We start from the raw sequence: 24,711 nt of genomic DNA, 5'->3' as shown, positions 1-24,711 counted from the left end.
ATGGAGAAAATTTTTTTATTTCACAAAGTTTTTCTAGTTGATAGTTAGTTATCGAATCCAAACAAAGAAAGCGCTTTCTTGCCGGTTTTGAAAAATAGTCTCCTAACTTGGAGACTACTGTTTTTGCTGAAAAACGCCTTGCTTAAAGGTTCCTTCATAAACGACTTCTTGCTCTGTAGTCAACTTCCCTTGACCTTCAGCCTGACCATTTACAAAATCACCTTCATATTTCCAGCCATCTTTTGATTGGAAAGTCCCTTTTCCATTAAAGGCACCATTATTGAAATCACCTGTATATTGGTCTCCATTTTCAAAGGTCAAGGTTCCTTGACCATTCATTTTCCCTCGTACCAAGGTGCCATCATAAACAAGAGCTCCACTATCAAGTGTCAGGACACCCTTTTTAGGCGTATTTAGTAGAAATACCGAAAGAGCACAGATTACCATTACGACAACTGCAATGAGCTCTATCCTAGGACGAGTTAGGTAAACTCTACACTTCTCATAAAATTGTTTAAGCTTTTCCATTGTCACTCTCTTTTTCTAATCGATCTAGCCAGCTTTGACATCCACTTGTGATACGAGTATAGGTTTCCTCAAAATCTCCTGTATACCAAGGATCTGGGACACTTTCAGATGCAAAAGAGTAAATTTTGTACTGTAGTTCCTGAGGACACATGTGACGCAGATCTGAAAGGTTTGAAGCATCCATACCGATAATATAATCAAACGATTCAAAGTCTTCTCTGCCAATCTGAAGCGATGTTTTATCTTTGTCATACGGGATCTGATACTGCTGGAAAATCGCCTGCGTTCCCTTATGAATTGGATTGCCATGTTCCCAAGACGAAGTTGCACGACTCTCAACTTGATAATCACTCGTCATGGACTTCATCACAAACTCTGCCATGGGGCTACGGCAAATATTTCCTAAGCACACAAATACTATTTTTTTCATCCCTTTTCCTCTCATATCATAGAAAAACGGGAGTGATAGAATCCCGTTTTATTCTTCGATTGCTCCGCCTTCGTCAACAACTGTTCCTTCTGGCGTCACAGCTTCTTTGAGTGGCAAAACGGTCTTGATCGCAGCCAATTCAAAGGTCAAATAAACCCCATCTACATCCAGTACGATTGTACCTTTCTCAGTATCTACTTCATCCACTGTTCCGTAAAGCCCACCAATTGTAATGACTTCATAGCCTTTTTGAAGCTTGTTCAAGCTTTCCATACGCTTTTGTGCTTGTTTCTTTTGAGAACGTTGCATAAAGAACATCAAGGCAAACATACCTACAAGCATGATCAAAAATGTTAAATTTGGACTAATATTTTCCATAGTATTTTCTCCTTTGTATTTTACATAGGACTACTATATCAAATTTCAGCTACTTTTACAAGATTGTGCCTTGTTTTTATGGTTATAAAAAATCAGAGTTTTCACTCTGATTTTTGTGATTATTTCAAGTTTTGAACGACTTTGACTAGATTTTCAACTGTAAATCCGTACTCTGCCAATACTTTTGGTGCTGGGGCAGATGCTCCAAAGGTATCAATACCGAGAACTGCACCATCAAGACCAACATACTTGTACCAGTTTTGAGTTGCACCCATTTCAACTGCAACACGACGGCGAACTGCATTTGGAAGGATTTCTTCCTTGTAAGCTGCATCTTGTGCGTCAAAGACATCTGTTGATGGCATGCTGACTACACGGACTTTTGCCCCTTGGCTAGCCAATTCTTTGGCAGCTGCGACCGCCAAATTCACCTCTGAACCTGTTGCAATCAAGATCGTATCAAAGTCTGCTGCATTTTCATAGACGACATAGGCACCTTTCGCAACTTTGTCAAAGTCTGTTCCCTCTTCGACAGTCAAGTTTTGACGTGTCAAGACAAGGGCAGTTGGTGTTTTTTCGCTTGTCACTGCAAGGTACCAAGCCGCTTGAGTTTCACGCGCATCTGCTGGGCGGAAAACATTCAGATTTGGCATAGCACGGAGACCTGCTAAGTGTTCAACTGGTTCGTGAGTTGGACCATCTTCACCAACTGCAATAGAATCGTGGGTAAAGACATAAGTCACAGGAAGTCCTTGCAAGGCTGACAAGCGGACAGCTGCTTTCACATAGTCAGAGAAGACGAAGAAAGTACCTCCGTATACACGAAGTCCACCGTGAAGGGCCATCCCGTTCAAGATCGTTCCCATTGCAAATTCACGAACACCAAACTGAATGTTGCGGTTCAAGCGATTAGCGTCGTCTTGAAGTCCATCCGTTTTGATATAAGTCATGTTTGAGTGAGCAAGGTCAGCTGATCCACCTAGGAAAGTTGGCAACTTGGCAGCAACAACGTTCAAAGCATCTTGACTTGAATTACGAGTTGCTTGAGAAAAGCCATTTTCTAAGGCTGGGAAGTCTGCTGGAGTCACTTCAACTGGATCACGTCCGTCGATGATGGCTTCTACTTCTGCAGCCAGTTCTGGGTGAGCTTCTTTATAATCTGCAACTAATTTTGTCCAAGCTTGATAAGCTGACGCGCCACGGTCTGCAACATTTTCCTTGAAATCAGCATAAACTTCAGCTGGGATTTCAAATGATTCATAGTCCCAACCAAGGGCTTGACGAGTAGCCGCAGTTTCATCTGCTCCAAGAGGAGCACCGTGTACAGCATTGGTTCCTTGTTTGTTTGGAGAACCGTATCCAATAACAGTCTTCACTTCAATCAAAGATGGTTTGCCTGAAGCTTTAGCTGTTTCGATAGCCGCATGGATAGCTTCCAAGTCTGTTCCGTCTTCAACTAAGGCTGTATGCCAGCCGTAGGCATTGTAGCGATCACGAACACTTTCTGTAAAGGAATCTTTTGTCTCACCATCCAAGTTAATGTCATTTGAATCATAAAGAACCACCAACTTGTCAAGTTTTTGCAAGCCTGCATATGAAGCCGCCTCACTTGAGACACCTTCCATCAAATCTCCGTCTCCACAGATCACATAAGTATAGTGGTCAAAGATATTGAAACCTTCGCGGTTATATTTGGCTGCAAGGAAACGTTCTGCTTGGGCAAAACCAGTAGCAGTAGAAATCCCTTGACCTAGAGGACCAGTTGTCGCGTCAACCCCTGCTGTATGACCAAATTCTGGGTGACCTGGCGTTTTTGAACCCCATTGGCGGAAGTTCTTGACTTCATCCATGCTAACATCTTCAAAACCAGAAAGGTGAAGAAGGGCATAAAGAAGCATAGAGCCGTGTCCTGCTGAAAGAATAAAGCGATCGCGGTTGATCCAGTTTGGTTGAGCTGGATTGATACGAAGTTGCTTTGTAAAGAGGCTATAGGCCATAGGAGCAGCCCCCATAACCACCCCTGGGTGACCTGAGTTTGCTTTGTTGATGGCGTCAATACCTAGAAAACGAATTGCATTAACAGATAGATTTGACATAGAATTTCCTTTCTCTTTGAGGTGATTAATGAATCACACATCCTATTTTACTATTATATGAAAAAATGCATAGAATAGCAATAAAACAATTTGCGTTCATCTAACACATTTGATTTTCTATTCCCTCGTCACTTCATAGTACGGAAGCAAGCGCGCATAAGCCTCTTCTAACTTCTCCAATATCGCTTCTACTGACTGATTTTCAATGAGGGAAACATCTGACTTAACCAACACTTTACGGACTTCCTGACTTCTCAGCTTCTCTCGTAAAGCACGACGATTCTCCTCAGTAGCCTCCATCTTATGGCTTTCCCCATTTGAGTAGACTAGATAATAAATTCCTTCTACCGCTGGAAGTTCTAAAACCTTGGCTTGCTTGTCTAAAGTCTGTTCATCTTTCTTGCGCTCGATGAAGCTGACCTCCAAAGAAATCCCATAATTAGTAGGTGTTCCATACAAACGAAGAGCCATCATAGGTTCTGTCACTTGTCCGTCTCTCTGTAGATAGGCCCAGAAATGCGGTCGCAAGCGTTGCGCTTGGTTCATCCACTGACTAGTCTGTTGCAGTTGCCATTCTGGATGACTAGCTTGAAAGGTTTTGGCCAATTCTGTAAAAGACTTCCGAGCCTCTTGACCTTTTTGCCGCAAGGTCAACATCTTTTCTCTTTCATCGCCAGCTTTATCAGGATTGCGGTACTGGACTCCTGCAAATGATAGGTATTCTCTAACTGCTTTCAGCATATCTGAATCTTTCCTTTCCTAGCAAAAAATCAGGATGAACCTGATTTTGCTTTGCTTATTCTGCATCTACGACAACATAGCGATTGGGCTCGTCACCTTCAGAGTAACTCGTCACGCCATCCATGCGTGAAATAATGCGATGGATAATCTTGCGTTCGCTATTTGACATTGGATCAGTTTGTTGGCTACGTCCTTCTTCTAAAACGCGAGTCGCCAATTTTTGAGCGTAGGTTTGCAAGACTTCTGCACGGTGTTCAACGTAATCATTGACATTGATTGTGATGTAGAAGGTTCTTGAATAGCGATTGTAAAGGTAATTTTGCGCTAACAGTTGAAGAGCTTTCAAGACTTTTCCGTGGTAGCCAATAATACGACCTGGTTCATTGGTGTCAATTTGAAGATTGATGGTGCGGCGATTGTAGTCGCTTGAAATCGTCCCTTCAACATCCATATCATCTACAATGGTTTGAACGTAGCTAGCTACTTCAGTTGCCACCTGTTCGATGTCATAACTTGGTTCTACTTTCAAGCCTAAATCTTCCAAAGATTGGCTTGTTACTTCCTGCGTTTCAGTTTCTTTTTCTGGAGCAGATTCCACTTCCTCGGTAGTATCCTCTGGTTCCAAATCATTTAAAATTGAAATATGACCTGTTTCTTCCAAAATCGTGCTGGCATGTTTTTCATTTTTCAGGATTTCAGCCTTGACCTCTTCAGAAACACCTTGACCTTCTTCTTCAATCTTCTTGATGGCTTCCACTACATGCCCCAAATCAACAGTTGCTTCACTTACTGTTTTCACGGGTTCATTTTTTTCATTGACTTCTTTTGGAACCCCTTTAATGGCCTGCTGATTGGCTTTGATCACTGTCGTTTCACTAATCGCTTCGATATCAACTTGAGCTGGCTTCTTACCAAACAAGCCTAAGAATCCTTTTTTCTCTTTCGAAACGACCTTGATGTGGGCCTTCATTCTTGGAATGTCTAATTCTTTCAATCCTTTTTGGATTGCTTCTTCAACCGTTGAACCTGTAAATAATACCATTACCAGATTCCTCCTTATTTTTTCTTTTTCTGTGCTTTTTTCAAAGCTCTTCTCTTCTTGCCTTCTAAATCTTTTTCTGCTTGCGCCACTGCTTCTCTTTCAGCAATAATCTTGAAAGGATTGTTCAAGAAATAGGTTTGCAAAACTTGGTAAGCATTGGATACGGCCCAGTACAAGGCTACACCACTTGGGGCGGAGATGGCAAAAACAAAGATCAATACAGGCATACCATACATCATCCCTGTCGTAGCTCCACTTTTTTCAGACAAAGCTTTATTCGATAACCAGCTACTCAAGAAGGTAAAGACTGCCGCCAAAATCGGAAGGACAAAACTTGTATCTACTCCTCCCAAATTAATCCATAAAAAGTGACCTGTTTTCAAAAAGTCTACTCGACTCAAGGCTTGAAAGAGTGCCAAGAGAACCGGCATTTGTATTAAAATCGGCCAGAGAGAGGACGAATGTTTGATTCCTAACTCTTTATAAACCTTGCGCATCTCCTGGTCTAGCTTGGTTCTACTTTCCATATCACGACCCGGATATTGCTCTCGCAAAGCCTTGATGCGTGGTTGAGCCTCTTGCATTTTTCTAGAGGCAACCATCTGTGTCTGAAAGACCGGTAATAGAATCGTCCGGATCAAAATCGTGAAGAGGATAATCCCCACTCCGATACTAATGTCAAAGGACAAAAAGCGGATAATTTCAGCAAAAAAATAGACGAATTTGCTCCAAAAGTCTGTCGAATCTGCTGTTATATCGCTAGCTGTACCATTTGTTGCACAGGCTGTCATGATAAACAAGGACAAGCCCAACAAACTAGTCAACTGTAGTTTCTTTTTCACTCCCATTTCCTTCCTGGTAAATCTTTGATAACTTTAATACGTGGAGTAGGTTTTTCTCCATCTCTGCATATTCCAAGGTTTCCACCCCTTTTCGGGCAATCACGACAAAATCAACATGCTCTACTAAACTCCCTTTTACACTTTGTAGAATGTGCCGGATTCGTCTCTTGATTTGATTTCTGGTAACCGCATTCCCCAGCTTTTTGCTGACGGACAGTCCTACTCGAAAATGGTTTTGCTGGTTTTCCAATTGGTAGACAACAAATTTTCGATTGGCAAAACTTGTTCCGTCCTTGAAAATCGCCTTAAAATCTTTCTCTCTTTTTACACGAAAGCTTTTCTTCAAAACTCAACTCCATCTATTAAATTACTACTATTATACCATATTTTTTGAAAAAGCCAATAACAGCAAGGTTTTAGACATTTTCTACATAAAAAAAGCTGGAAAATCTCTTTCCCAACTTCTTTTTACAATCAAATTTTACGTGTATTTACTTATTTTTTCAAGCGCTCAACATCACGTGCAATCATCAATTCTTCATCTGTTGGAATAACCAAGACACGGATTTTCGCTGCGTCAGTTGAGATGTCTCCCGTTACGCCAAAGACGTTCTTTTCTGGATCCACATCACAACCAAACCAAGAGATACCTGAAATGACGTCCTCACGAACCAAAGCTGCATTTTCACCGATACCTGCTGTGAAGATAATCGCATCTGCCCCATTTAGGACTGCAAGGTATTGACCGATATGTTTTTGGATACGATCAACATACATTTCATAAGCCAAAGTCGCATCATGGTCTCCTGCCTCCATAGCAGCAATCACATCACGCATATCGCTTGACTGACCAGAAACTCCCATAAGGCCTGATTCACGATTGAGAACGCGACTAATATCTTCAGGCGTGTTAAAGTCCTCTGTATATTGCATGAGATAAGGGATGATAGCAGGGTCAATATCTCCTGTACGAGTTCCCATCATCACACCGCCAAGTGGTGTGAATCCCATAGAAGTATCTACAGACTTCCCACCCTTAACAGCTGTGATAGAAGCCCCGTTACCAATATGGCAGGTAATCAATTTCAAATCTTCTAGAGGACGGCCCAAAAGTTTCGCTGCTTCTCCTGCGACAAACTGATGACTTGTCCCGTGGGCACCATATTTACGAACCTTGTTTTCTGTGTAGTATTTAGTTGGTAGAGGATAGCGATAAGCCTTCTCTGGCATGGTTGTGTGGAATGAGGTATCAAATACGACAACACTGGTAATATCTGGAAGCAATTCCTTAAATGCGCGAATTCCAGCTGCGTTAGCCGGATTGTGAAGAGGAGCCAAGAGTCCCAATTCCTCAACTTTTTCTAACACGTCTCCCTCAACAACTGTTGATTCCTTGAAATATTCACCACCTGCAACGACGCGGTGTCCGACACCTGTAATCTCATCGTACCCTTTGATAATATCAAAACGAATCAAGTCATCCAATAAAATTTTAACGGCTTGTGTGTGATCTTCAATATCAAGAATTTGTTGCTCCGAACGACCGTCAAATTTTACTGTTGAAATGGAATCTTTCAATCCAATACGTTCAATCAAGCCTTTAGCCAAAACTTTTTCCTCAGGCATTTGATAAAGTTGCCATTTCAAGCTTGAGCTTCCTGCATTGATTGCAATTGTTTTTGTCATAAGATGATACCTCTTTTTAAGCGTTTTCATCTATTATAACAAAATCTCTTTTATATTTCAGTACCTTTGCTCCAATTTTGAAAATTTTCTTTAAAGGTAAACAAAACTGACGGATCTTGCAAGCTAGTAAGTGGATAGACAAAGGGTTCTATTTCTTTATCTCTTTTCTTCTGTAAGACAAAAATACTTTTAGCTTGGCTTGCAGTTGAGAAAATATCCTCTGGCAGAGCGATGATAGCAGCCAGACTCACTTCGTCTTTGAGCCACCCTTTTAATAAATCACTTTGAGGACTGGTCAATAAATCACTCGGAGCTAGAAAAATAGCATAGCCATCTGACTTAAGGTACTTGAGGCCTTGTTCCATCATCAAATGATGGGCATAGGTATGCTCTTGACTAGAAGACACTTGATAGCGCGAAGCGATAGCATCGTCTGGGTAATAGCCAACAGGCAAGTCGCTGATGACCACGTCGCTTTCTTTAAGCATTTGTGGACGAACGGCATCTCCTTGAACAAAACCAGCTTGTAAACCAATCACATCTGCCATACTGGCTGCCAAATCAATCAGCAAGTCATCCACTTCGATTCCCAAGTAATCTACTTTTTTAGCAAGAGAAGTCAAGAAAGTAGCCCCCAAAATCCCCATACCAGAACCTATTTCGAGGATGCTAATTTCCTCTTGTTCAAACAACTCTTCCACAACAAGTACCAAGAGGAGGGCAATGGCATCCGGCGTAAACTGGTGATTGGCCTGTAAAGGCTCCGTTTGTCCTGCCTTCATCAAGAGAAACTGATAGGTCTTGAGCCACTCTTCCTTGCGAAGGGCTAAGCGCTTAAGGGCTTGATTGTTCTCCTTGACCTGCTCTAGCTCTGTCTCGCCATCCAGATAGATGCTATTTTGCTCTACCAAGGCGTCATAAAAGTTGGTCGCCAAATCACTTTGGATGACTTGGACATTCTCTAGTAAATACGTATAAGCTTGTTCAATTTTTTCAAAATCCATATTCCTATCTTATCAAAATTCCCCTATTTTTTCCATCTGAAGAGAAAAAATCACTGCTTTAGTCAGCGAGTGATTTTTGGGCTACTGTTAAAAAGAGCTCTGCGTAATTTCCTAGGAAAAGACCTTCGGCACTGTAAAGGATCTGACTGTCAATGCTCGAAAAACCAAACTGGGCTAGCTTGTTTTCCAGTTCAGCTAAATCAAAACCATGATGGTTGGTATCTGTCTTGACAAAATCAGCGATGAGAACTTATCCATTCTCCCTAAGGTGATGGTGAAACATGGCAAGAGTCGCATCTAGATCAGGCATATGATGAAGAACCCGACTGACTACAATTAGGTCAAATTGTTGTTCCAAGGGATTTGCCAGTAAATTCTGCTCCAAAAACTGGATATTCTTGATGTCTTGTTGCTCTGCTTTCAAACGGTCTTGCTCCAGCATTTTCTCCGAGATATCTACAAGGGTAACCGACTTGGCCTGCTTGGCTAGGGGCAAGGCTAATAGACCCGTTCCACCACCAAAATCCAGTATTTCCTTGTCTGATAGAAGAGCAATCTGTTTTTCAACTACTTGACACACCAAATTTGCAAGAAAGATATTTTTGGGCGAATCAAAGGTTTCTGCTTTGTGATTAAAATCATGTTTCATGCTTTTAGTTTAGCACAAAGTAGTTGAATTGACTAGGAATTGTCTTTCTTTTCAGACTTCTCTTCTGATTTTTTCTTCTCTGCTTGATTGCTTGAATCAGTCGCTACCTCTTCCTTTTTAGCTGTTTTCTTTTCTTGGGTTTTCATCGTAGGAAAGAGAAATTCATAGTTGCCCTTATTCATACGAACACTTGTTGCAAAACCTGTTTTCGTATTTTGATATCTGACTTTTCCTAAGTTAAAGACTCGTTCTCCACTTTCTTGCTCAGCCTTATCCTCACTTCGCTTGGCCATGGCAAAAGCGATCAACTTTTCTTTGTTTAGGGCAAAGTCTTTGTGATGGGCGACTTGCCGATTTAAATAAAACTGCAACAACAGACTAAAGATGGCTGCCATGGTGACTGCATATAAAAGAACGCCTGCCTTAACTTTTTGTTTTTTCCACACGATAGATGAACTCCCTTTCTAAGCCCTTTTGAAATTGGAAACGAAAGCGAACCAATTGATTTTCCTCTGTAATTTGAGCTGATTTGAGTCCATAAACCATCGGCTGATAGCCCCGTCCGCTGGTATCCGTTTTTCGAAAATCATCCGATTTAGACTTCCCTATAGAGATATCCTTACCATCTTGTTTCATGTAGAGGCGATTGCCTTCTACCTTTTCAAACTGCGAACGCTCTAACTCTGCCTCCAGCTGATCCACAAACAAGAGCCACTCCTTTTGCTCGCTTTGCTGCTGGTAACGAACTTCTGAAATGAGGAGCTGACTCATAGCCTGAAAGAGGAGCAAGCCTCCGCTAATGACGATAAGGGCAATCAGAGATTCTAAAAGAGTGAACGCTCTTACCTTACTGCTCTTTAAGGTCGAGTAACTTCTCTGAACCATGGTAGACCTCCAATCCCTTTTCACTAGAAAACACCTGAATCTCCACTCCGTTTATGTTTACTTGATTTTGCCCTGTCTGCAGAGCCATCTTCGCTGCACGTAAGACTTCCTCTTTTTGCAAGATTTCTGCCTCTTCCTGCCTATTTTTCTGAATTTGTCCTAAAAGGAGGGTTGCAATACTGGCAAATATGGCTAGCGCTACTACTGCTTCTAGTAAGATCACTGCCTTAATTTTTAGTTTCCTTAATGCGTTTAATTTTTCCATTTCCTAGATATAATTGATAGCGAATCGCTCCTTTACTGGTCTGAAATTCAACCTTAGCCAGGGACGAATTGCCCCCAGCTCGGTCAAATATAATGCTTTGTCCAGATGGTGCCTGAATCCCTTTAGGAACGGTCAACTTTTGACTGCCGTTACTGATCGTTTGCCCATCTAAGTTTAGACTGGTCTTTTGCTGACTGGCTACACTGCGTTTTTGCGTTTCCCGATAGAGTTCTTCAAACTCCATAAAGAAAATCTGTTCTTCCACCGCTGCAAAACTGGACTGAACAGAACCGGACAAGCCCAAAGCAAGGATACTCACAAGTCCTAAAACAAGGAGACTTTCCAGCATGGTAAAGGCCTTAATCTGCAACAGTTTGACTTGTTTTTTGTTTTGCATGGTAGTCTTTATAAGCTTTAGCTTGCTCAGCTGTGATACGACCGTCCGCTTGTAATTTGCTAAGGCTAGCATCTTCATTCTTGTCCAGACTATAGAGCTCTGCCTGACTTTCTACGACCTTGACAACAGCAGCTTTTCCTTTATCATCTACGGCATCCTTTTGCTTGGTCAAATTAGGAACAAAGAGCAAGAGAAGAACGCTGATGATTAAAAGGACGACTAGCATTTCTACCAAAGTGAAAGCTTTAACCTTGGCTTTTTTTAAATTTATCATGAGTTTTTTCATTTTAAAAATTTACCTCCATATTTTGATACATGGGCATAAGCATTGCCGCATAAAGTAAAACGATAATCAGAGCCACAAAGATAAAAACCAGTGGCTGTACTAAGTTCATGGTACGAGTAACTCGGGTAAAAAAGGCTTCCCAAGTTTTTTCAGCATAGATTTCCAACTCACTCCCCAGCTTGGACTTGACTTCCCCATACTCGATGATAAGACTCAACTCCTTTTTAAAGAAATGATAGGTCGCTATGGTTTGAGAAAATTCGCGGCCATTTTGCAGGGCTTGAGCCAGATCTTGACCGATTTCTTTAAAGAGCTGGGAGCCCTGTTCCTGCATGATCTGAAAAATCTGCGTCAGCTCCATTCCCTGTGAAATCATATTGCCCCATTCACGCCCATAATAAGCTGTCAGATAAGTCTGGACAAAGATTCCTAGAAAGGGAACCCGTGCCAACATAGAGAAAACCTGCATCTTGGAACTTCTTTTGTAGAAAGTGAGGGCTAAAAGTAAAGATAGAGAGCAAACCAGCACTAGTCCCAGAAATATTTGTGGCATATTGCCGATGATTTGAGTGGCGAAATTGCTACTGTCCAGTTGGGGGAGCAAATAATTCCTGAGCCCCAACATAATTAGCAAGAGAAATCCCAGCAAAATCAGGGGATAGGTCGCCACTTCGATTAACTTTTTCTTGACCTTGGCCAAATTATCCAGATATTCTTCTATCTTTCCCAAACTCAGGTGGAGATTTCCATGCACTTCAGCTAGAGATAATTGGGTCACGATGGCACTTGAAAAACCCAAGCTGTTCATCATTTCTGAAAAGGATTTCCCCTGCGACAAACCTTGGTGCATCTGGGCCACATAGTCCTTTTCCAGCAGGGCACTTCTTCCCAAGAAAGAAATAATTTCCACCAAATGAAAGCCACTGGAGAAGAGGTTGTTAAACAAAGTGATGATTTTCTTCTGCTTAGCTGTAGCTAATTTTTTCCGTTTCAGCCTGAAGACTTGTGATATGTCCATCTTTAAGAAGCTGGTCAATCTGCGCATTCCAGCTAGTTGGCTGGTGTTCTTGATAGTCTTTGTTTGCAAAGTCAACGATTCCTCCTCCCCCGATTAATCTCTGGTAGCAGACTCCTTGCAGAACAACTGCTAATTCCTCCTCCGTCACACCCAACTCCAGAAGGCGTTCATAAACTCCTCGGATACTCTTGGCATGAATGGTTGAAAAAACTGTCGCCCCTGTCAAACTGGCTCTGACCACTGCACGCGCTGTCTCGCTATCCCGAATTTCGCCAATAATCAAGAGATCAGGACGATGCCGGAGAGACAGTTTGATCAGATTTTCATAGGTCAAGCCAATCGCCTCATTTAACTGCAACTGGAGCATGTCTTCCTGCTTAATCTCAACAGGATCTTCAATGGACATGACCTGCTGCCCCTTAAAAAGAGGCTTAGCTAATTCGTGCATCAGAGTCGTCTTGCCACTGCCGACTGGACCTGCAAAGAGATAGAGTCCCCGTTGCCTGTACTGCTCACCCAGTTCGTTCATATCCTGAAACCAGAAATGCAGCTCCTGCTCCTCATCGTGCAACAAACGAATGACCAAACTCTCATGTCCCCGATAATCTCCTACGGTAGACAAACGCAGAGAAGACACCTTCTCCCCATGCTGATAGTCGCAAGAGCCCAGCTGACTACGTCTCTTCTCTCCTACGTTCATACCCGCCACAAACTTAAAATGACTAATCACTGCAGCTAAAACATCAAACTCATAGGAGTCAACGAGACACCGTTCGTCTCCAACCCGCATGTGAAGTTCGTAGGACTTTTCCTTGGGGATAAAATAGATATCCTGGGCCTTCTTTTCTTTCGCAGTAGCAATAATTTTTTGTGCAATTTCTTGTACCATACCGCCCTCCTTATCTAACTATTCGCAAAAAAATAAAAAAAGCAACTTAAAAAGTTACTTTTTTTATCTCCATTTCATACGGCAAGAACGGTGTTTTTCTTGACCTGTTTGTTTTTCGTAGCCTGGACGTAGCTTTTCATCGGGGATGACTTGCTCATCCTGTAAAAGTGCCAAAGAATGGTACTGCTGCAAATACTCATCACACTCATCACACCAGCGTTGGTCGGCAGGATCCCAAAAGATAGTCATCAAATCACTCCGACTCTTATAAAGAGGATTCTTCTTTTCCAGCTCAAACCAGCATGATTTATAATATTTTAGAGCATCATAATACTTGTCAAAAGATTGACTCATGATGACATCTTCTTCCCAACCTTCTATGAACCACCACGGTTCAAAATCCCCATACATTTCTATAACACGATACATTCTTACTACTTCCTTTGTATCGTATATTATATCTAATTTTTTTTACAAGAAAAGGATTTTGCTTGCCTTTCCCTTTAGGAAGACTTCTTTAAATACCTTTACAACCTATCATAAAAATAGGAGTCCTTTATTGACCCCTATTTTTATCTTCTTAGGCTTGATAACGTTTCACACCATCTAGGTAGGTTGCTACCAATTCCAAATCTTTATCTAGTACGATAAAGTCAGCGTCGTAGCCTTCACGGATTTGGCCACAGACATCATCGATGTGAACAGATTTTGCTGGGTTGAGGCTGGCCATCATGACTGCTTCATGCGGATTCGCAATTCCCCATTCGACCACATTCTTCAAACCATCTTTGAGTTTGAGGATAGAACCTGCCAAATTGCCTGTAGATTTGAGGCGAGCAGTTCCATTAGCAACAACTACTGGGAATTCTCCCAACATGTAGTCTCCATCTTCCAAACCACCCGCTGTCATACAGTCTGTGATAAGGGCGATATTTTCAGTTCCTTTTTGTTTGAGCAAAATGTCACAGGCCTTTGGATCTACGTGGTGACCGTCACAAATCAATTCTGCATAAGTATGTGGCAATTCATACATGGCTCCTACCATACCGAGCTCACGGTGAGTCAACCCACGCATTCCATTGTAGGCATGTACCCAAACACTTGCTCCAGCATCGACTGCTTTTTTAGCTTCATCAAAAGTTGCATTGGAGTGCCCAAGAGCAACGGTCACTCCTTCACCCGTAACTGTACGAACAAAGTCTTCTACACCTTCGCGTTCTGGCGCAAGGGCAATTTTATTGAGCAGGCCATTAGCTGCTTTTTGCCAAGCACGAAACTCATCCATACGAGGATCTTTCATATAGGCAGGGTTTTGGGCTCCTTTGTATTTCTCTGTGAAATAAGGGCCTTCAAAATAGATTCCACGAATCTTGGCTCCACTTGCTTCCTGGTAACGAGCGCCGATATTTTCAGTTACCGCAAGCAACTGCTCGTAAGAGGAAGTCAACGTCGTTGGCAAGAAGCTGGTAACACCCGTGCTAAGCAATCCTTCACTCATGGTATGAAGGGTTCCTTCAATATTATTATCCATGACATCGACACCGCCAAATCCATGAATATGGGTATCCACAAGTCCTGGGGCAATGCTGTAGCCTGTATAGTCAATGACGTCAGAGCCTTCAGGAATCTCTTCTACATGCTTTCCAAACTTGCCATCCACAAGTTCCAAGTAACCGCCACGACGAACTCCGTGTGGGTAGAAAAACTGATCCGCTTTAATATAATTAGGCATAATGATAACCTCCTTGATAGATTGATTCTAGAATTTATTATGTCAATTACATTATAAACCTTTCTTTTTCATTTGTAAATGGTATAGACCTATTTTTCGTGGATATTTTAAAAGAGCTGGATTTCTCCAACTCTTTAATTTTATTTTGATTTTACAGGCAGTTCTTGAGCAGCCTTAACAGCAGCTGCAATCGTTTCTGCGTATAGCTTAGCACCTTCTTCGAGCTTGCTATTGTCATTCCCAAAGTGGACTTGGTCAGTTCCAGCCCAGATTTCAGGGTGTTCCTTAGCAACCTTATTCCAATCAGCGATGCTCACATATGGATTCTTTTCAGCTAATTCCCGTGCATAAGCCGCATACTGCTCCACTGATGTGTAAGTGTCCTTGCTCTTGTCTCCCTCATAAGGCGTCACCAATATCAGATGGTGTCCTTTCGGTAGATTGTTCACAATGCTATCCAAATCATTCTTATAGCCTTCAGGATTATTGACTCCCGTTGCAATGACGACTGTTTTTAGTAGCGCCTTGTTCTGACTGTTATTGAGCATGATGTCATTGGCTTGCTTGGTCGTTCGACTCACCTGGGCATTGATATTCGCTTCAGGAAGTGCCTCTTGTAAGGCTGTATTGGCACGCAAGGCTACCGAATCTCCTATTAGGCTTGTTCCCTCAGAAATTCCTAGACGACTCAGTTCAGCTTGTTCAGCAAGAGTCTTTGTTTGTCCTATATTGGTCTGGGCTTGTTTGAAACCATTGACCATCAAGTCTGTCTCAAAAGCTCCAACTTGAGGAGCCACAGCTATGATAATCAAGGTAATCAAGGTAAGAATGCCAGCACCAGTAGCACTAATTGGTTTAATATGAGGTAATCGACTAATCTTCCGTATTAAAGGATTGGATTTACCGGCAATCAACGGCTCAATAATATAGAAGGATAGGATAGCAAAGAAATAAGAAAAGATGATTGTCAGAATAACAGCAGGTAGATTACTCATCAACTGAGAGAAGATAATATAAAAAGGCCAGTGAAAGAGATAAACCGCGTAGCTGGTATCCGCTAAAAATGTAATGATCCGAGGTTCTTGTATCTCAGGCGTTTTCTCATGCAAGACACGCGCAGCAAAAATCATGGCCACTGCCGCTAAACTTGCTAGCAAGAAGCCAAATAAGTACGCAAACAGGTAGGTGAACTTGACAAAGAAAGTCAAGAGCACTAACACCAAAAGCCCCGCAGCAAATACCAGGAGATTCTGACGAAGATCCCACATCCGGTCAAACTGCTTGACTAAATCGCTCGTCTGACGAACCCCCACAACCGTCGCCAAAATGCTTCCTAAAAAGAAGGGATAGACATGGGTCAAACTTGAAAAGTAGACAGATGAATAGGAACTCGCCATTAGACTACCAATAAACATGGAGAAAAAGCTAATGATGAAAGCTCCAGCAGAAAGAAGAAAGACCATCCCTCTCAATTGACTACTAGATTTTGAACGTTTCGATAAGAACCAAACCGCTAAGCCCCAAAGGATATAGTAGTGAACCTCAACAGCTAGACTCCAGTTGTGAACAAAGAGATGCGGAATGAACTGGGATTCATAACTTCCCCCTGTTAACATTTCGTAGAAGTTGGTCATAAAACCGAGAACTCCAGCTATCTGGCCACCAATTCCAGCAACATAGTCTTGACGAACCAAGAAAGTAAAAGGCATGGTCACCAAAACCATCAGCACCACAGGTGGCACGATGCGGTAAAACCGTCTCTTAAAAAAGCTCAGCAAATCAATCTGGCGTGCCTTCCCAAATTCTTCTAAAAGGAGGGAAGTGATCAAAAATCCTGAAAAAGTGAAAAAGACATCTACCCCAAAGAAACCTCCAGGAAAGATCGTTTGAAAGAAGTGGTACAAAAGCACCAAAAGTAAACCTGTAATCCTAATCAAGGAAAACCATTTAATACGCATACGAGTCTATTCTCCATTAAATTAGGAAGTAAAACACCACCTAATTTCCATTCCATTATACTCCCTATTCTATCAAAAAAATAGGAAAAATCCTAAGAGAAAACTTAGGATTTTGGCATTCTATTTTTACACTTTAGAAATTGCGCCCTGACTTGTTGTAGCCATATTTTTCTACAAAATACTCACGGAATTCCAAGAGATTGTCATCCATGATGGCTTGGCGGACCTGCTTCATCAGATTGAGTAAGAAGTAGAGATTGTGGTAACTAGTCAAGCGGATACCAAAGGTTTCGTCAGCCTTGAGTAGGTGGCGAAGATAAGCGCGTGTATAGTTCTTACATGTGTAGCAATCGCACTCAGGATCCAGTGGCGTAAAGTCTTCAGCGAATTGGGCATTTTTGACAACCAAACGACCTTGACTGGTCATACAAGTCCCGTTACGAGCGATACGAGTCGGTAAGACACAGTCAAACATATCCACGCCACGAATAACTCCATCAATCAAGCTATCTGGCGCTCCGACACCCATCAAATAGCGAGGTTTGTTTTCAGGTAGCAGTTGAGTTGTGAAATCCAAGACGGCATTCATCTCTTCATGCGTTTCTCCTACTGCCAAACCACCGATAGAGTATCCAGGGAAATCCATGCTGACAAGGTCGTGAGCCGACTGACGACGAAGGTCTTCAAATCCTGCCCCCTGTACAATTCCAAACAAACCTTGATCCTGTGGACGACGGTGAGCCTTCAAACCACGCTCAGCCCAACGGCTAGTACGCTCGATTGATTTCTTAACGTAGTCATAAGGTTGGTAAAACTGAGGACATTCGTCAAAGGACATCATGATGTCGGAGCCTAGATTGTTCTGAATAGAGATGGCTTTCTCTGGTGATAGGAACATCTTGGAGCCATTGAGATGGTTTTTAAAGGTTACTCCTTCTTCGGTGATATTTCGGCTATCAGCTAGGGAATAAACCTGGAAACCACCACTATCCGTCAAGATTGGTTGGTCCCAATTCATGAACTTGTGGAGACCACCTGCGCGTGCGATGAGTTCATCTCCAGGACGAAGCCAGAGATGATAGGTATTAGAGAGGATAATCCCTGATCCCATCTCCTTCAACTCCTCTGGTGACTGGGTCTTGACAGTAGCTTGGGTCCCAACTGGCATAAACATAGGCGTTGGAAAGGTACCGTGCGGGGTGATAATTTCTCCCAGACGAGCTCCCGTGTGTTTTTCTTTCTTAATCAAACGGTATTTGATTGGTGAATCTGACATTTTCTACCTCCGAAGCTGGGAAAGACAGTCCCAGTTCATACTTTGTGCCCAAAGGCATACTGTATGATTTTATCAAAAAAACTAGGAACTGTCACGAACTATGGTATAATGAGAGAATGAAATACCAAAAAATTGATTTAAAAACCATTCGTCTGCAGACGAGGCAATTTCAGGCTGAAAATCCCCGCCTCTTTCTCGTCTATCTCTTACCTAGCATACTGGTCATCTTATCAGGCTTTCTCAACCCCTTGGCTCGTCTCCAAGAAAGTGTTTTAGAGCAATCCTTTTTCAGCATGCTGGCACAAGTGCTTCAATCCTATCTCTTCCCACTAGTGGTTTCTTTTGTGAGCACGATTTTTCTAGCAGGTGCTGCTTTTGCGACACTCCGACTCCTCAAGGATCCTGATACGGAACTCTCAGTAAAATCAAGCCTGGCCCTCTTTGCTGAAGAGCGCTTCTCGCAAACCTTCCTAACTCTACTCCTCAAACGTTTCTACCTCTTTTTATGGAGCATTCCAAACTTAGTAGGCGTTTATTTTCTCTTTTATAGCAATCTCCTAGCTCGGAGATTTGTTGCCCTACATCCTGAATTTCCAAAATTAGACCTCTCATCCGTTGAAACAGATCAGTTCCTTATGACCTTTGGCCTCTACTTTTTCGCGAGTCTCATCTTGATGATTGTAGGGAACATCCTCTATGTTCCGCAACATTATGCCTACTCACAGGTAGAATTCCTCCTCTGCGACACTCTGGATTTAGGACAGGCTAAACCCCGTCAAATCCTGAAAACCAGCCGTTTCTTGATGAAAGGTTACAAATTCCAGCGCTTTGTCCTCGACCTACAACTACTCCCTTGGTACTTCCTCAACTGGCTCACTTTTGGAATTGCTAGTTTTTCAATCCTTCCCTATATCCAAAACAATCACATCTTCTTTTACAGAGCCCTACTAGCCCGTAAACGTCGAAATGGATAAGAGTCTACAAAAACCAGCGTCGTTCAGGACGCTGGTTTTCTTATTTCAAAAGCAACATACTCAGCAGAGTCAAAATAGCAGGCCCACCTTGCTTCAGAATAATCTTCTTGTTTATCCTGAAAAAATGACACACAAAAAAGAAGCGGGAACTTAATCAGTTCCCAACTTCCATTTTAATGATTAGTTCATTGATACGTGAACGTGGTCATAGTGGTTTTCGGTTACGCTACCACGGTCTGGCATTGGATTCCAAGTGTAGGCTGGTCCATATTTACTATCGTATGGAGCGTAGAAACGTTGTTTCCAAATGATATAGTTGATACCACGGCTAGCCATATTTTTGACTGCATATTCTGCAATTTGATCTCCGAGTGCTGAACTCACTGGAACCATAAAGTCGATGGCCAAACCTTTACCATGGTCCCCACTGTCACCAGGACGGTAGCCACTAAAAGATGTAATTCCAAACAAATTGGCAATTTCTTCTTTGAAGGCTGCAGTTTGTGGTTGAAGACCAGCATTCTCAGACTTAGCTACAGCAAGTCCTGCATAGTCAGGAGCCGCTGGAGCCGAATACGTTCTTGAAGCCGTTTGGCTTTGCTCTGCTTGATAAGTCAAAGTTGTAGTATCAGAATTTGTTGTTTCTTCTGCTGCACTTGTTCCTGTTGTATCAGCAGGCGTTTCAGTTGCTGGAGCAGCTGCTACTGGTGCTTCTGCTGGAGTTGTTGCTGCCGTTTCTTCGGTAGCTGGATTCGCTGTTTGAGGAGCTTCTTCTTCAACTGGGCGAGTTGTTTCTGCTACTGGTGCTTCCGCTGGAGTCGTTTCAGCTGTTTCTTCAGCTACAGGTGTTTCTGTAGATGGTGTCTCTTCAGCAACTGTCGCTGTCTCAGAAACTTCTGAACTTGACGCTACTTCTTTTGATTTTTCGGTCTCTGTTGCACTTGGTACTTTCTCAATTGGTTTAGAGAGGTCTTCTACTTGAACTGTTTGTTCATCGACTGTTACTTGATTCGTCGTCAAATCAGCTGTCGTAGTCGTCACTTCTTCACTAGCGTCTGCTTGAGGAGTTTGGATTTCAACTTCCGTTACCTCTTCTGCCTCATTGACAGTTGTAGTGAGGACAGTATCTGGGAAAATCAAGTCCATATTGGTAATTTTGTTCAAATTAGCAAGAACTGTGACATCTACACCCAAGGCTTCTGCAATGGTGCTCAAGGTATCACCATACTGTACTGTATAGCTTGTTTTGTTGTCCGTTTTAGTCAAATCGTTTTGAATTTGCTCAACACTACGTGCAGTCCAAAGGACTTCTTCTGCTTGAGTTGCCAATACTGGGGCAAATGACAAGGCTACTGTTGAGGCTAAAATCATTCTTTTCTTCATTCGTTCATATTCCTTTCAAATGAGTACCTGTCTATCATAACACAAAAAAAGCTGAAAAAAAGCCCTCTCGGGCCTATTTAATAGAACTGTCTATTCCTTGTAACAAACTCGATTACTTGAAATAGTTTGTTAGGTCTCTGTCACACAACTGACACAATCTTCTCGTTACTTACTCTCAAAAATATGAGGAATATCTGCTAGTGCTCGAATCATGTGATTGCCTTCAAAAGAAGACTCTAAAAAGTTGATGCTTTGAATGCCGCTATTCTGGGCGAATTCCACATCTAAAGTCCGGTCCCCTATATAATAGGTCTTCTCAGGATCCAGCTGATACTTGTCTAACAAATAGGTAGCCGCTTCTGGACTAGGCTTGCGCTCAAAGCCACTCTGACTGGTTAAAATCTCTGTAAAATAGGATTCCAATCCCAGATCCTTTAGAATAGTAAAAGCATTGTCCCCTTTATGAGTGTAAACAAAGTTCCGAATCCCTACTTGGTCTGCCCAATTCAACACCTCACGCGCACATGGCATCAAAACTACCTGAGCATTCTTCTCAGCCAGGCTCTGGGCACGTACCTGATTGAGCACTTCCGCATCCAGATTTCTATCTTCTGCCACCTGCACAAGCAAATCCTGCACAGAAAACTTGAGGATAAACTCTCTCACTTTCTCCTTATCATAAGGAATAGAAAATTGAGCAAAGGTCTCCTCAATCCCTGACAAAATCGCTTCGTATGAGTCCAATAAAGTCCCGTCCAAATCCCAAATAAAGGCTGTTTTTTGCATCTTCTATCCTTTCAAGCTCATATAACGCTGGTAACGGTAACGTAGAAATAACCAACGGAAACCATTATCCAAAAGGGTTCCGGCCCAAATACCAGGCAAGCCCCAACCAAGAACAAGCCCCATAAGATAGGCTGTGCCAATACGGATACACCACATCCCAATACTTGTCGCATAAAAGGGGAGGCGAGCATTTCCCAAGCCCTGCCAAACTGCCGTATAAATAACTGTCCCTGTCGCCATGGGGGTTCCTAGTAGAGAGAACAGTGCAACCAAAACGCTCGCTTCGACCGCTACAGGATCGGTCGTATAGAGATGAGTCAATGGTGTCCCCAAGGCATAGATACTGAGAGTTAAGGGCAACATGAGAAGCAGGGAAAGCCAAAAGGTTTGCTTGCTCAAATCATCTACTCTTTCCCAGTTATCCTCTCCAACTGCTCGAGCTACCTGCATGACCGTCGCTGTAGCGACGCCAAAGGAAGGCATATAGTTAAACTGGGTCAAGACTTCTCCGACTGCATTCCCCGCTACTGCCTCCGTCCCAAAAGAAACAACCAATGCAATAATCACTACATCTCCAGCCCGCATCATGAGACGTTCTCCTGCCGCTGGCAAAGCCAAAGTCAATAGTTCCTTATCTAAACCAAAAGTCGGTTTCTCAAAAGGTAGCTTTAATTGCGACCACAAAATCACAAGACCGACTAAGCGAGACAAGATAGTCCCCCAAGCAACACCCGCTATGCCCATATCAAGGACAAAAATAGCTAGACTTGAAAAAAGAATATTCAAGGCATTGGATAACAGACTTACATAGAGAGGCAGACGCGGATTATGCGTTGCACGAATCAAGGCACCTAGACTGGTCATCAAGCCCAAGAGAACAATCGATCCGCCTACCAAAGATAGGTAGAGTCCACCACTCTCGGCCACATCCTGCTCAGTTCCCAAGAGCCCTATCATCTCTTGCCCAGCAAAGAGCGATAAAGCGCCTAAAAGTGCACTCAGCAATAGGGTTATCTTGAGAGCCTCTGTCACGTGATAAGCCAACTTGGACTGATCTTTCTGCCCCAAACTTTTTGAAATAACGCTGGAAATAGCAGCTCCCAGAGCGATGAAAAGCGCCTGGTAAATCGTGATAATATTGCCAGCCACTGAAACACCTGAAATGGCGATTAAGCCCAAGTGAGCGACCAAGTAACTGTCCACCATTCCTATGAGCATCTGCAAAAAGTTTTCACCCATAGCTGGCAATGCAATATTAAGAATGTCTTTATTTTTCTTAAACAATCCTTCCTCCTGATGAAAAGAAACTCAGTTGGTTTCCCAACCGAGTTTACTCCCTCTGTCTTAAAGTCCTAGATAAGTCTCAACCGCTGCTTGCATGTCAGCAGCTGCCACTGTTGTTTTATGACGAACTGGAGCTGCTTCAAGGCCATCAACCGCTGGTGGCACTGCCACTCCTGAAATGTCATGTAATTGAGCCAAGGCTTCAAAGTCTGTCAAACCTGCTTTTCCTGTTACAGCTTCTACTGCAACCACTGGGAACTTGTATGGACTAGCTGTTGAAGCAATCACTGTCTTGGTTACATCGCCAGTAGCTGCTTTGTATTTTCTATAAACTGCTGAGGCAACCGCCGTGTGGGGATCCTCGATGTAGGCATCTGTTTGATAAACACGTTTAATTTCTGTCGCAGTTTCTTCCTCAGTCGCATATTCAGCTGCAAAGAGTTCCAGAATCGCTGCATCAAAGTCTGTCAATTCATATTGTCCTTGTGTACTCAAGGCGTTCATGAGTTCAGCTGTCTTAACCGCATCATTCCCCAAAAGATGGAAAATCAAACGCTCCAAGTTTGAAGATACTAAGATATCCATAGATGGACTAGTCGTGACCTTAAACTCACGTTTCTTATCGTAAACACGTGTTTTAAAGAAGTCAGTTAAAACATTATTGTCATTTGAAGCACAGATTAATTTGCCAACTGGAAGACCGATTTGTTTAGCATAAAAGGCAGCCAAGATATTTCCAAAGTTTCCTGTTGGTACTGTGAAGTTGACCTTTTCACCAGCCACAATCTCACCAGACTTGACCAACTGAGCGTAGGCATAAACATAATAAACAATCTGTGGTACCAAACGACCAATGTTCATAGAGTTAGCTGATGAAAATTGCAGTTTATTGGCAGCCAACTTTTCACGAAGAGCTACATCGTTAAACATATGTTTCACGTTTGTTTGCGCATCATCAAAGTTTCCATCAATAGCGATAACATGAGTATTGTCGCCAGTCTGAGTAGTCATTTGCAACTCTTGTACCTTGCTGACACCATCCTTTGGATAAAAGACGATAATCTCAGTTCCAGGCACATCGGCAAACCCCGCCATAGCAGCTTTTCCAGTATCACCAGATGTCGCTGTCAAAATGACGATTTTGTTCTCTAAACCATGCTTTTTAGCGGCTGTCGTCATAAAGTATGGCAAGATAGACAAGGCCATATCCTTAAAGGCAATCGTTGAACCATGGAACAGTTCCAAGTTGTATTGCCCATCCAGTTTCACCAATGGCGCAATAGCTGGAGTATCAAACTTGCTATCGTAGGCATTGTTGATACAGTAGTCCAACTCCTCAGCCGTAAAGTCATCTAAAAAGGCTGATAAAACTAATTTAGCCACTTCTTGGTAAGAAGCATCTTTTAATGTGTCAAAGTCCAAATCAACCTTTGGATAAGTAAGTGGTGTAAACAGACCACCATCCGTCGCCAAACCTTGCAAAATAGCTTGGCTGGCAGTTACTGTATTATTGGCATCACGCGTTGATTGATAAACTAATGTCATGAATCTCTATCCTTTATCTATAGTCTCTTCCATTATATCATGATTTTTCAGAAAATTCTCCCTTTATAAGAGAAATTATAATCCCAATTCTTTCTTCAGAGGCTCTAAATAAACCATTTCTTGGTTATCTCTTTTCTCCAGTCCTTCCTCAGCTAGGGTGAGTAAATCTTTAGAAAACTCGAGAACCGCAGCTTCTTCTTCATCTGTGAGTTGTTTTTTAGAAAATTGTCGTCTTAGAAGCTTATAATCACGACCAGCTGTGGTAAAAAATGGAGCAGTTCGCAAGTAAGCTTCAAGCTTGTCTAAATGAACCAACAAGCCCAAGTGAAAGGCGGCAGAAGCAAAAGTCCTATCAAGAGGTTGCGTACACACACTACGAAACTCGATAGTCCCTCGAGTCGTTAAGTCTTGGTACTGGTAACTACGATGGGTTTGGAAATCCTCCTCCTGAGGATGAATCAACACCTCGTCCCCATTAAGGGTAAATGCTTGGATTTCAGGTGTAGCCAAATAATCTCTAACCTGAATCGGATAAAAATAATAGGTCTGCCCATCACGCTCCGCAGTAAAAATCGCAGAATGATTTAAATAGTCAAAAAAATCATCCTCATCTTTAAATAGTCTAGTATTGACACCA

The 24,711-nt window shown here is 42.4% G+C and carries 27 protein-coding genes and 1 pseudogene (1 of these 28 running past the window's edge); 1 reads left to right on the top strand and 27 read right to left on the bottom strand.

Annotated elements, in window-relative coordinates:
• Nucleotides 1-114: 114 nt before the first annotated feature.
• The 22 genes and pseudogenes from KX728_RS00895 to tgt form a co-directional block, all read right to left on the bottom strand.
• Nucleotides 115-528, bottom strand: a complete 414-nt coding sequence (locus tag KX728_RS00895; protein ID WP_101800316.1) for an MORN repeat-containing protein — start codon at nucleotides 526-528, stop codon at nucleotides 115-117.
• The gene (locus KX728_RS00890) at nucleotides 515-958 is read right to left on the bottom strand and encodes a low molecular weight protein-tyrosine-phosphatase (protein ID WP_044020140.1); all 444 of its coding nucleotides are present in this window, start codon (nucleotides 956-958) and stop codon (nucleotides 515-517) included. Before KX728_RS00890 ends, KX728_RS00895 begins: the two co-directional genes overlap by 14 nt.
• 48 nt (nucleotides 959-1,006) lie before the next feature.
• Nucleotides 1,007-1,327, bottom strand: a complete 321-nt coding sequence (yajC, locus tag KX728_RS00885) for a preprotein translocase subunit YajC (RefSeq protein WP_025168800.1) — start codon at nucleotides 1,325-1,327, stop codon at nucleotides 1,007-1,009.
• Nucleotides 1,328-1,455: 128 nt separating this feature from the next.
• Nucleotides 1,456-3,432 carry a transketolase gene (gene tkt, locus KX728_RS00880; RefSeq protein ID WP_000067902.1) on the bottom strand — a complete coding sequence of 659 codons (1,977 nt, stop codon included), beginning with the start codon at nucleotides 3,430-3,432 and terminating at the stop codon, nucleotides 1,456-1,458.
• Between the two features lie 117 nt (nucleotides 3,433-3,549).
• Nucleotides 3,550-4,173, bottom strand: coding sequence for a ribonuclease P (locus KX728_RS00875; protein ID WP_215805160.1), 624 nt, complete (start codon nucleotides 4,171-4,173; stop codon nucleotides 3,550-3,552).
• A 55-nt stretch (nucleotides 4,174-4,228) separates the two neighbouring features.
• On the bottom strand, nucleotides 4,229-5,215 hold the full coding sequence (gene jag / locus KX728_RS00870) for an RNA-binding cell elongation regulator Jag/EloR (RefSeq protein WP_215805161.1): 987 nt from the start codon (nucleotides 5,213-5,215) through the stop codon (nucleotides 4,229-4,231).
• Nucleotides 5,216-5,229: 14 nt separating this feature from the next.
• Nucleotides 5,230-6,057 (bottom strand): membrane protein insertase YidC, encoded by an 828-nt coding sequence (locus tag KX728_RS00865; protein ID WP_000728097.1) that lies wholly within the window; start codon nucleotides 6,055-6,057, stop codon nucleotides 5,230-5,232.
• On the bottom strand, nucleotides 6,032-6,403 hold the full coding sequence (rnpA, locus tag KX728_RS00860) for a ribonuclease P protein component (RefSeq protein WP_000748120.1): 372 nt from the start codon (nucleotides 6,401-6,403) through the stop codon (nucleotides 6,032-6,034). Before rnpA ends, KX728_RS00865 begins: the two co-directional genes overlap by 26 nt.
• Before the next feature lie 149 nt (nucleotides 6,404-6,552).
• A complete protein-coding gene (locus KX728_RS00855; RefSeq protein WP_215805162.1) occupies nucleotides 6,553-7,743 on the bottom strand; it encodes an acetate kinase in 1,191 nt (396 codons plus the stop codon).
• Between the two features lie 50 nt (nucleotides 7,744-7,793).
• Complete coding sequence (locus KX728_RS00850; RefSeq protein ID WP_215805163.1) at nucleotides 7,794-8,747, bottom strand: class I SAM-dependent methyltransferase; 954 nt, start codon at nucleotides 8,745-8,747, stop codon at nucleotides 7,794-7,796.
• Nucleotides 8,748-8,805: 58 nt separating this feature from the next.
• Nucleotides 8,806-9,396 (bottom strand): annotated as a pseudogene (locus KX728_RS00845) (class I SAM-dependent methyltransferase).
• Nucleotides 9,397-9,428: 32 nt separating this feature from the next.
• Nucleotides 9,429-9,842 (bottom strand): competence type IV pilus minor pilin ComGG, encoded by a 414-nt coding sequence (gene comGG, locus KX728_RS00840; protein ID WP_215805164.1) that lies wholly within the window; start codon nucleotides 9,840-9,842, stop codon nucleotides 9,429-9,431.
• The gene (comGF, locus tag KX728_RS00835) at nucleotides 9,820-10,281 is read right to left on the bottom strand and encodes a competence type IV pilus minor pilin ComGF (protein WP_215805165.1); all 462 of its coding nucleotides are present in this window, start codon (nucleotides 10,279-10,281) and stop codon (nucleotides 9,820-9,822) included. Before comGF ends, comGG begins: the two co-directional genes overlap by 23 nt.
• Nucleotides 10,244-10,546 carry a competence type IV pilus minor pilin ComGE gene (gene comGE / locus KX728_RS00830; protein WP_000413364.1) on the bottom strand — a complete coding sequence of 101 codons (303 nt, stop codon included), beginning with the start codon at nucleotides 10,544-10,546 and terminating at the stop codon, nucleotides 10,244-10,246. Before comGE ends, comGF begins: the two co-directional genes overlap by 38 nt.
• A complete protein-coding gene (comGD, locus tag KX728_RS00825) occupies nucleotides 10,509-10,943 on the bottom strand; it encodes a competence type IV pilus minor pilin ComGD (protein WP_215805166.1) in 435 nt (144 codons plus the stop codon). The genes comGE and comGD overlap by 38 nt, the downstream gene beginning before the upstream one ends.
• Entirely contained in the window at nucleotides 10,906-11,229 is a 324-nt protein-coding gene (gene comGC / locus KX728_RS00820) for a competence type IV pilus major pilin ComGC (RefSeq protein ID WP_215805167.1), read from the bottom strand. The genes comGD and comGC overlap by 38 nt, the downstream gene beginning before the upstream one ends.
• A gap of 1 nt (nucleotide 11,230) precedes the next feature.
• On the bottom strand, nucleotides 11,231-12,247 hold the full coding sequence (gene comGB, locus KX728_RS00815; RefSeq protein WP_215805178.1) for a competence type IV pilus assembly protein ComGB: 1,017 nt from the start codon (nucleotides 12,245-12,247) through the stop codon (nucleotides 11,231-11,233).
• The gene (gene comGA, locus KX728_RS00810; protein WP_215805168.1) at nucleotides 12,195-13,136 is read right to left on the bottom strand and encodes a competence type IV pilus ATPase ComGA; all 942 of its coding nucleotides are present in this window, start codon (nucleotides 13,134-13,136) and stop codon (nucleotides 12,195-12,197) included. The genes comGB and comGA overlap by 53 nt, the downstream gene beginning before the upstream one ends.
• 63 nt (nucleotides 13,137-13,199) lie before the next feature.
• A complete protein-coding gene (locus KX728_RS00805) occupies nucleotides 13,200-13,565 on the bottom strand; it encodes a DUF1033 family protein (RefSeq protein ID WP_000286399.1) in 366 nt (121 codons plus the stop codon).
• Nucleotides 13,566-13,716: 151 nt separating this feature from the next.
• A complete protein-coding gene (nagA, locus tag KX728_RS00800) occupies nucleotides 13,717-14,868 on the bottom strand; it encodes an N-acetylglucosamine-6-phosphate deacetylase (RefSeq protein WP_215805169.1) in 1,152 nt (383 codons plus the stop codon).
• Between the two features lie 140 nt (nucleotides 14,869-15,008).
• Nucleotides 15,009-16,826, bottom strand: a complete 1,818-nt coding sequence (locus KX728_RS00795) for an acyltransferase family protein (protein WP_215805170.1) — start codon at nucleotides 16,824-16,826, stop codon at nucleotides 15,009-15,011.
• 133 nt (nucleotides 16,827-16,959) lie between these two features.
• Nucleotides 16,960-18,102, bottom strand: coding sequence for a tRNA guanosine(34) transglycosylase Tgt (tgt, locus tag KX728_RS00790; RefSeq protein ID WP_001285249.1), 1,143 nt, complete (start codon nucleotides 18,100-18,102; stop codon nucleotides 16,960-16,962).
• 116 nt (nucleotides 18,103-18,218) lie between these two features.
• Here tgt and KX728_RS00785 point away from each other — a divergent pair, with 116 nt between their 5' ends.
• Complete coding sequence (locus tag KX728_RS00785; protein WP_215805171.1) at nucleotides 18,219-19,076, top strand: DUF975 family protein; 858 nt, start codon at nucleotides 18,219-18,221, stop codon at nucleotides 19,074-19,076.
• Nucleotides 19,077-19,256: 180 nt separating this feature from the next.
• Here the strand turns inward: KX728_RS00785 and KX728_RS00780 are convergent, their stop codons facing one another.
• The 5 genes from KX728_RS00780 to KX728_RS00760 form a co-directional block, all read right to left on the bottom strand.
• Nucleotides 19,257-20,459 (bottom strand): LysM peptidoglycan-binding domain-containing protein, encoded by a 1,203-nt coding sequence (locus KX728_RS00780; RefSeq protein WP_215805172.1) that lies wholly within the window; start codon nucleotides 20,457-20,459, stop codon nucleotides 19,257-19,259.
• A 165-nt stretch (nucleotides 20,460-20,624) separates the two neighbouring features.
• On the bottom strand, nucleotides 20,625-21,245 hold the full coding sequence (locus KX728_RS00775; RefSeq protein WP_215805173.1) for an HAD family hydrolase: 621 nt from the start codon (nucleotides 21,243-21,245) through the stop codon (nucleotides 20,625-20,627).
• Nucleotides 21,246-21,248: 3 nt separating this feature from the next.
• Nucleotides 21,249-22,529, bottom strand: a complete 1,281-nt coding sequence (locus KX728_RS00770; RefSeq protein WP_215805174.1) for an MATE family efflux transporter — start codon at nucleotides 22,527-22,529, stop codon at nucleotides 21,249-21,251.
• A gap of 60 nt (nucleotides 22,530-22,589) precedes the next feature.
• A complete protein-coding gene (gene thrC / locus KX728_RS00765; RefSeq protein ID WP_215805175.1) occupies nucleotides 22,590-24,074 on the bottom strand; it encodes a threonine synthase in 1,485 nt (494 codons plus the stop codon).
• A 75-nt stretch (nucleotides 24,075-24,149) separates the two neighbouring features.
• A protein-coding gene (locus tag KX728_RS00760) for a glutamate-cysteine ligase family protein (RefSeq protein ID WP_215805176.1) crosses the window boundary here: on the bottom strand, nucleotides 24,150-24,711 show its final stretch. The gene runs 716 nt beyond the window's last position; the window shows 562 of its 1,278 coding nt (coding positions 717-1,278); its start codon lies beyond the right edge, outside the window — the gene reads right to left on this strand; the stop codon is at nucleotides 24,150-24,152.

The sequence above is a fragment of the Streptococcus oralis genome, from assembly GCF_019334565.1.
GTDB classification, from domain to species: domain Bacteria; phylum Bacillota; class Bacilli; order Lactobacillales; family Streptococcaceae; genus Streptococcus; species Streptococcus oralis_CR.
Note: the sequence above shows the minus strand (reverse complement) of the source record. Positions and strands in the feature narration are given on the sequence as shown.

Coding starts and splice junctions, on each gene's coding strand:
- KX728_RS00855 (WP_215805162.1), bottom strand. CDS start 7,743: ATGACAAAAACAATTGCAATCAATGCAGGAAGCTCAAGCTTGAAATGG.
- KX728_RS00895 (WP_101800316.1), bottom strand. CDS start 528: ATGGAAAAGCTTAAACAATTTTATGAGAAGTGTAGAGTTTACCTAACT.
- comGA (WP_215805168.1), bottom strand. CDS start 13,136: ATGGTACAAGAAATTGCACAAAAAATTATTGCTACTGCGAAAGAAAAG.
- nagA (WP_215805169.1), bottom strand. CDS start 14,868: ATGCCTAATTATATTAAAGCGGATCAGTTTTTCTACCCACACGGAGTT.
- KX728_RS00775 (WP_215805173.1), bottom strand. CDS start 21,245: ATGCAAAAAACAGCCTTTATTTGGGATTTGGACGGGACTTTATTGGAC.
- comGB (WP_215805178.1), bottom strand. CDS start 12,247: ATGGACATATCACAAGTCTTCAGGCTGAAACGGAAAAAATTAGCTACA.
- KX728_RS00805 (WP_000286399.1), bottom strand. CDS start 13,565: ATGTATCGTGTTATAGAAATGTATGGGGATTTTGAACCGTGGTGGTTC.
- KX728_RS00850 (WP_215805163.1), bottom strand. CDS start 8,747: ATGGATTTTGAAAAAATTGAACAAGCTTATACGTATTTACTAGAGAAT.
- KX728_RS00780 (WP_215805172.1), bottom strand. CDS start 20,459: ATGAAGAAAAGAATGATTTTAGCCTCAACAGTAGCCTTGTCATTTGCC.
- KX728_RS00890 (WP_044020140.1), bottom strand. CDS start 958: ATGAAAAAAATAGTATTTGTGTGCTTAGGAAATATTTGCCGTAGCCCC.
- jag (WP_215805161.1), bottom strand. CDS start 5,215: ATGGTATTATTTACAGGTTCAACGGTTGAAGAAGCAATCCAAAAAGGA.
- comGD (WP_215805166.1), bottom strand. CDS start 10,943: ATGCAAAACAAAAAACAAGTCAAACTGTTGCAGATTAAGGCCTTTACC.
- thrC (WP_215805175.1), bottom strand. CDS start 24,074: ATGACATTAGTTTATCAATCAACGCGTGATGCCAATAATACAGTAACT.
- tkt (WP_000067902.1), bottom strand. CDS start 3,432: ATGTCAAATCTATCTGTTAATGCAATTCGTTTTCTAGGTATTGACGCC.
- KX728_RS00875 (WP_215805160.1), bottom strand. CDS start 4,173: ATGCTGAAAGCAGTTAGAGAATACCTATCATTTGCAGGAGTCCAGTAC.
- comGE (WP_000413364.1), bottom strand. CDS start 10,546: ATGGAAAAATTAAACGCATTAAGGAAACTAAAAATTAAGGCAGTGATC.
- tgt (WP_001285249.1), bottom strand. CDS start 18,102: ATGTCAGATTCACCAATCAAATACCGTTTGATTAAGAAAGAAAAACAC.
- KX728_RS00795 (WP_215805170.1), bottom strand. CDS start 16,826: ATGCGTATTAAATGGTTTTCCTTGATTAGGATTACAGGTTTACTTTTG.
- KX728_RS00785 (WP_215805171.1), top strand. CDS start 18,219: ATGAAATACCAAAAAATTGATTTAAAAACCATTCGTCTGCAGACGAGG.
- comGF (WP_215805165.1), bottom strand. CDS start 10,281: ATGGTTCAGAGAAGTTACTCGACCTTAAAGAGCAGTAAGGTAAGAGCG.
- comGC (WP_215805167.1), bottom strand. CDS start 11,229: ATGAAAAAACTCATGATAAATTTAAAAAAAGCCAAGGTTAAAGCTTTC.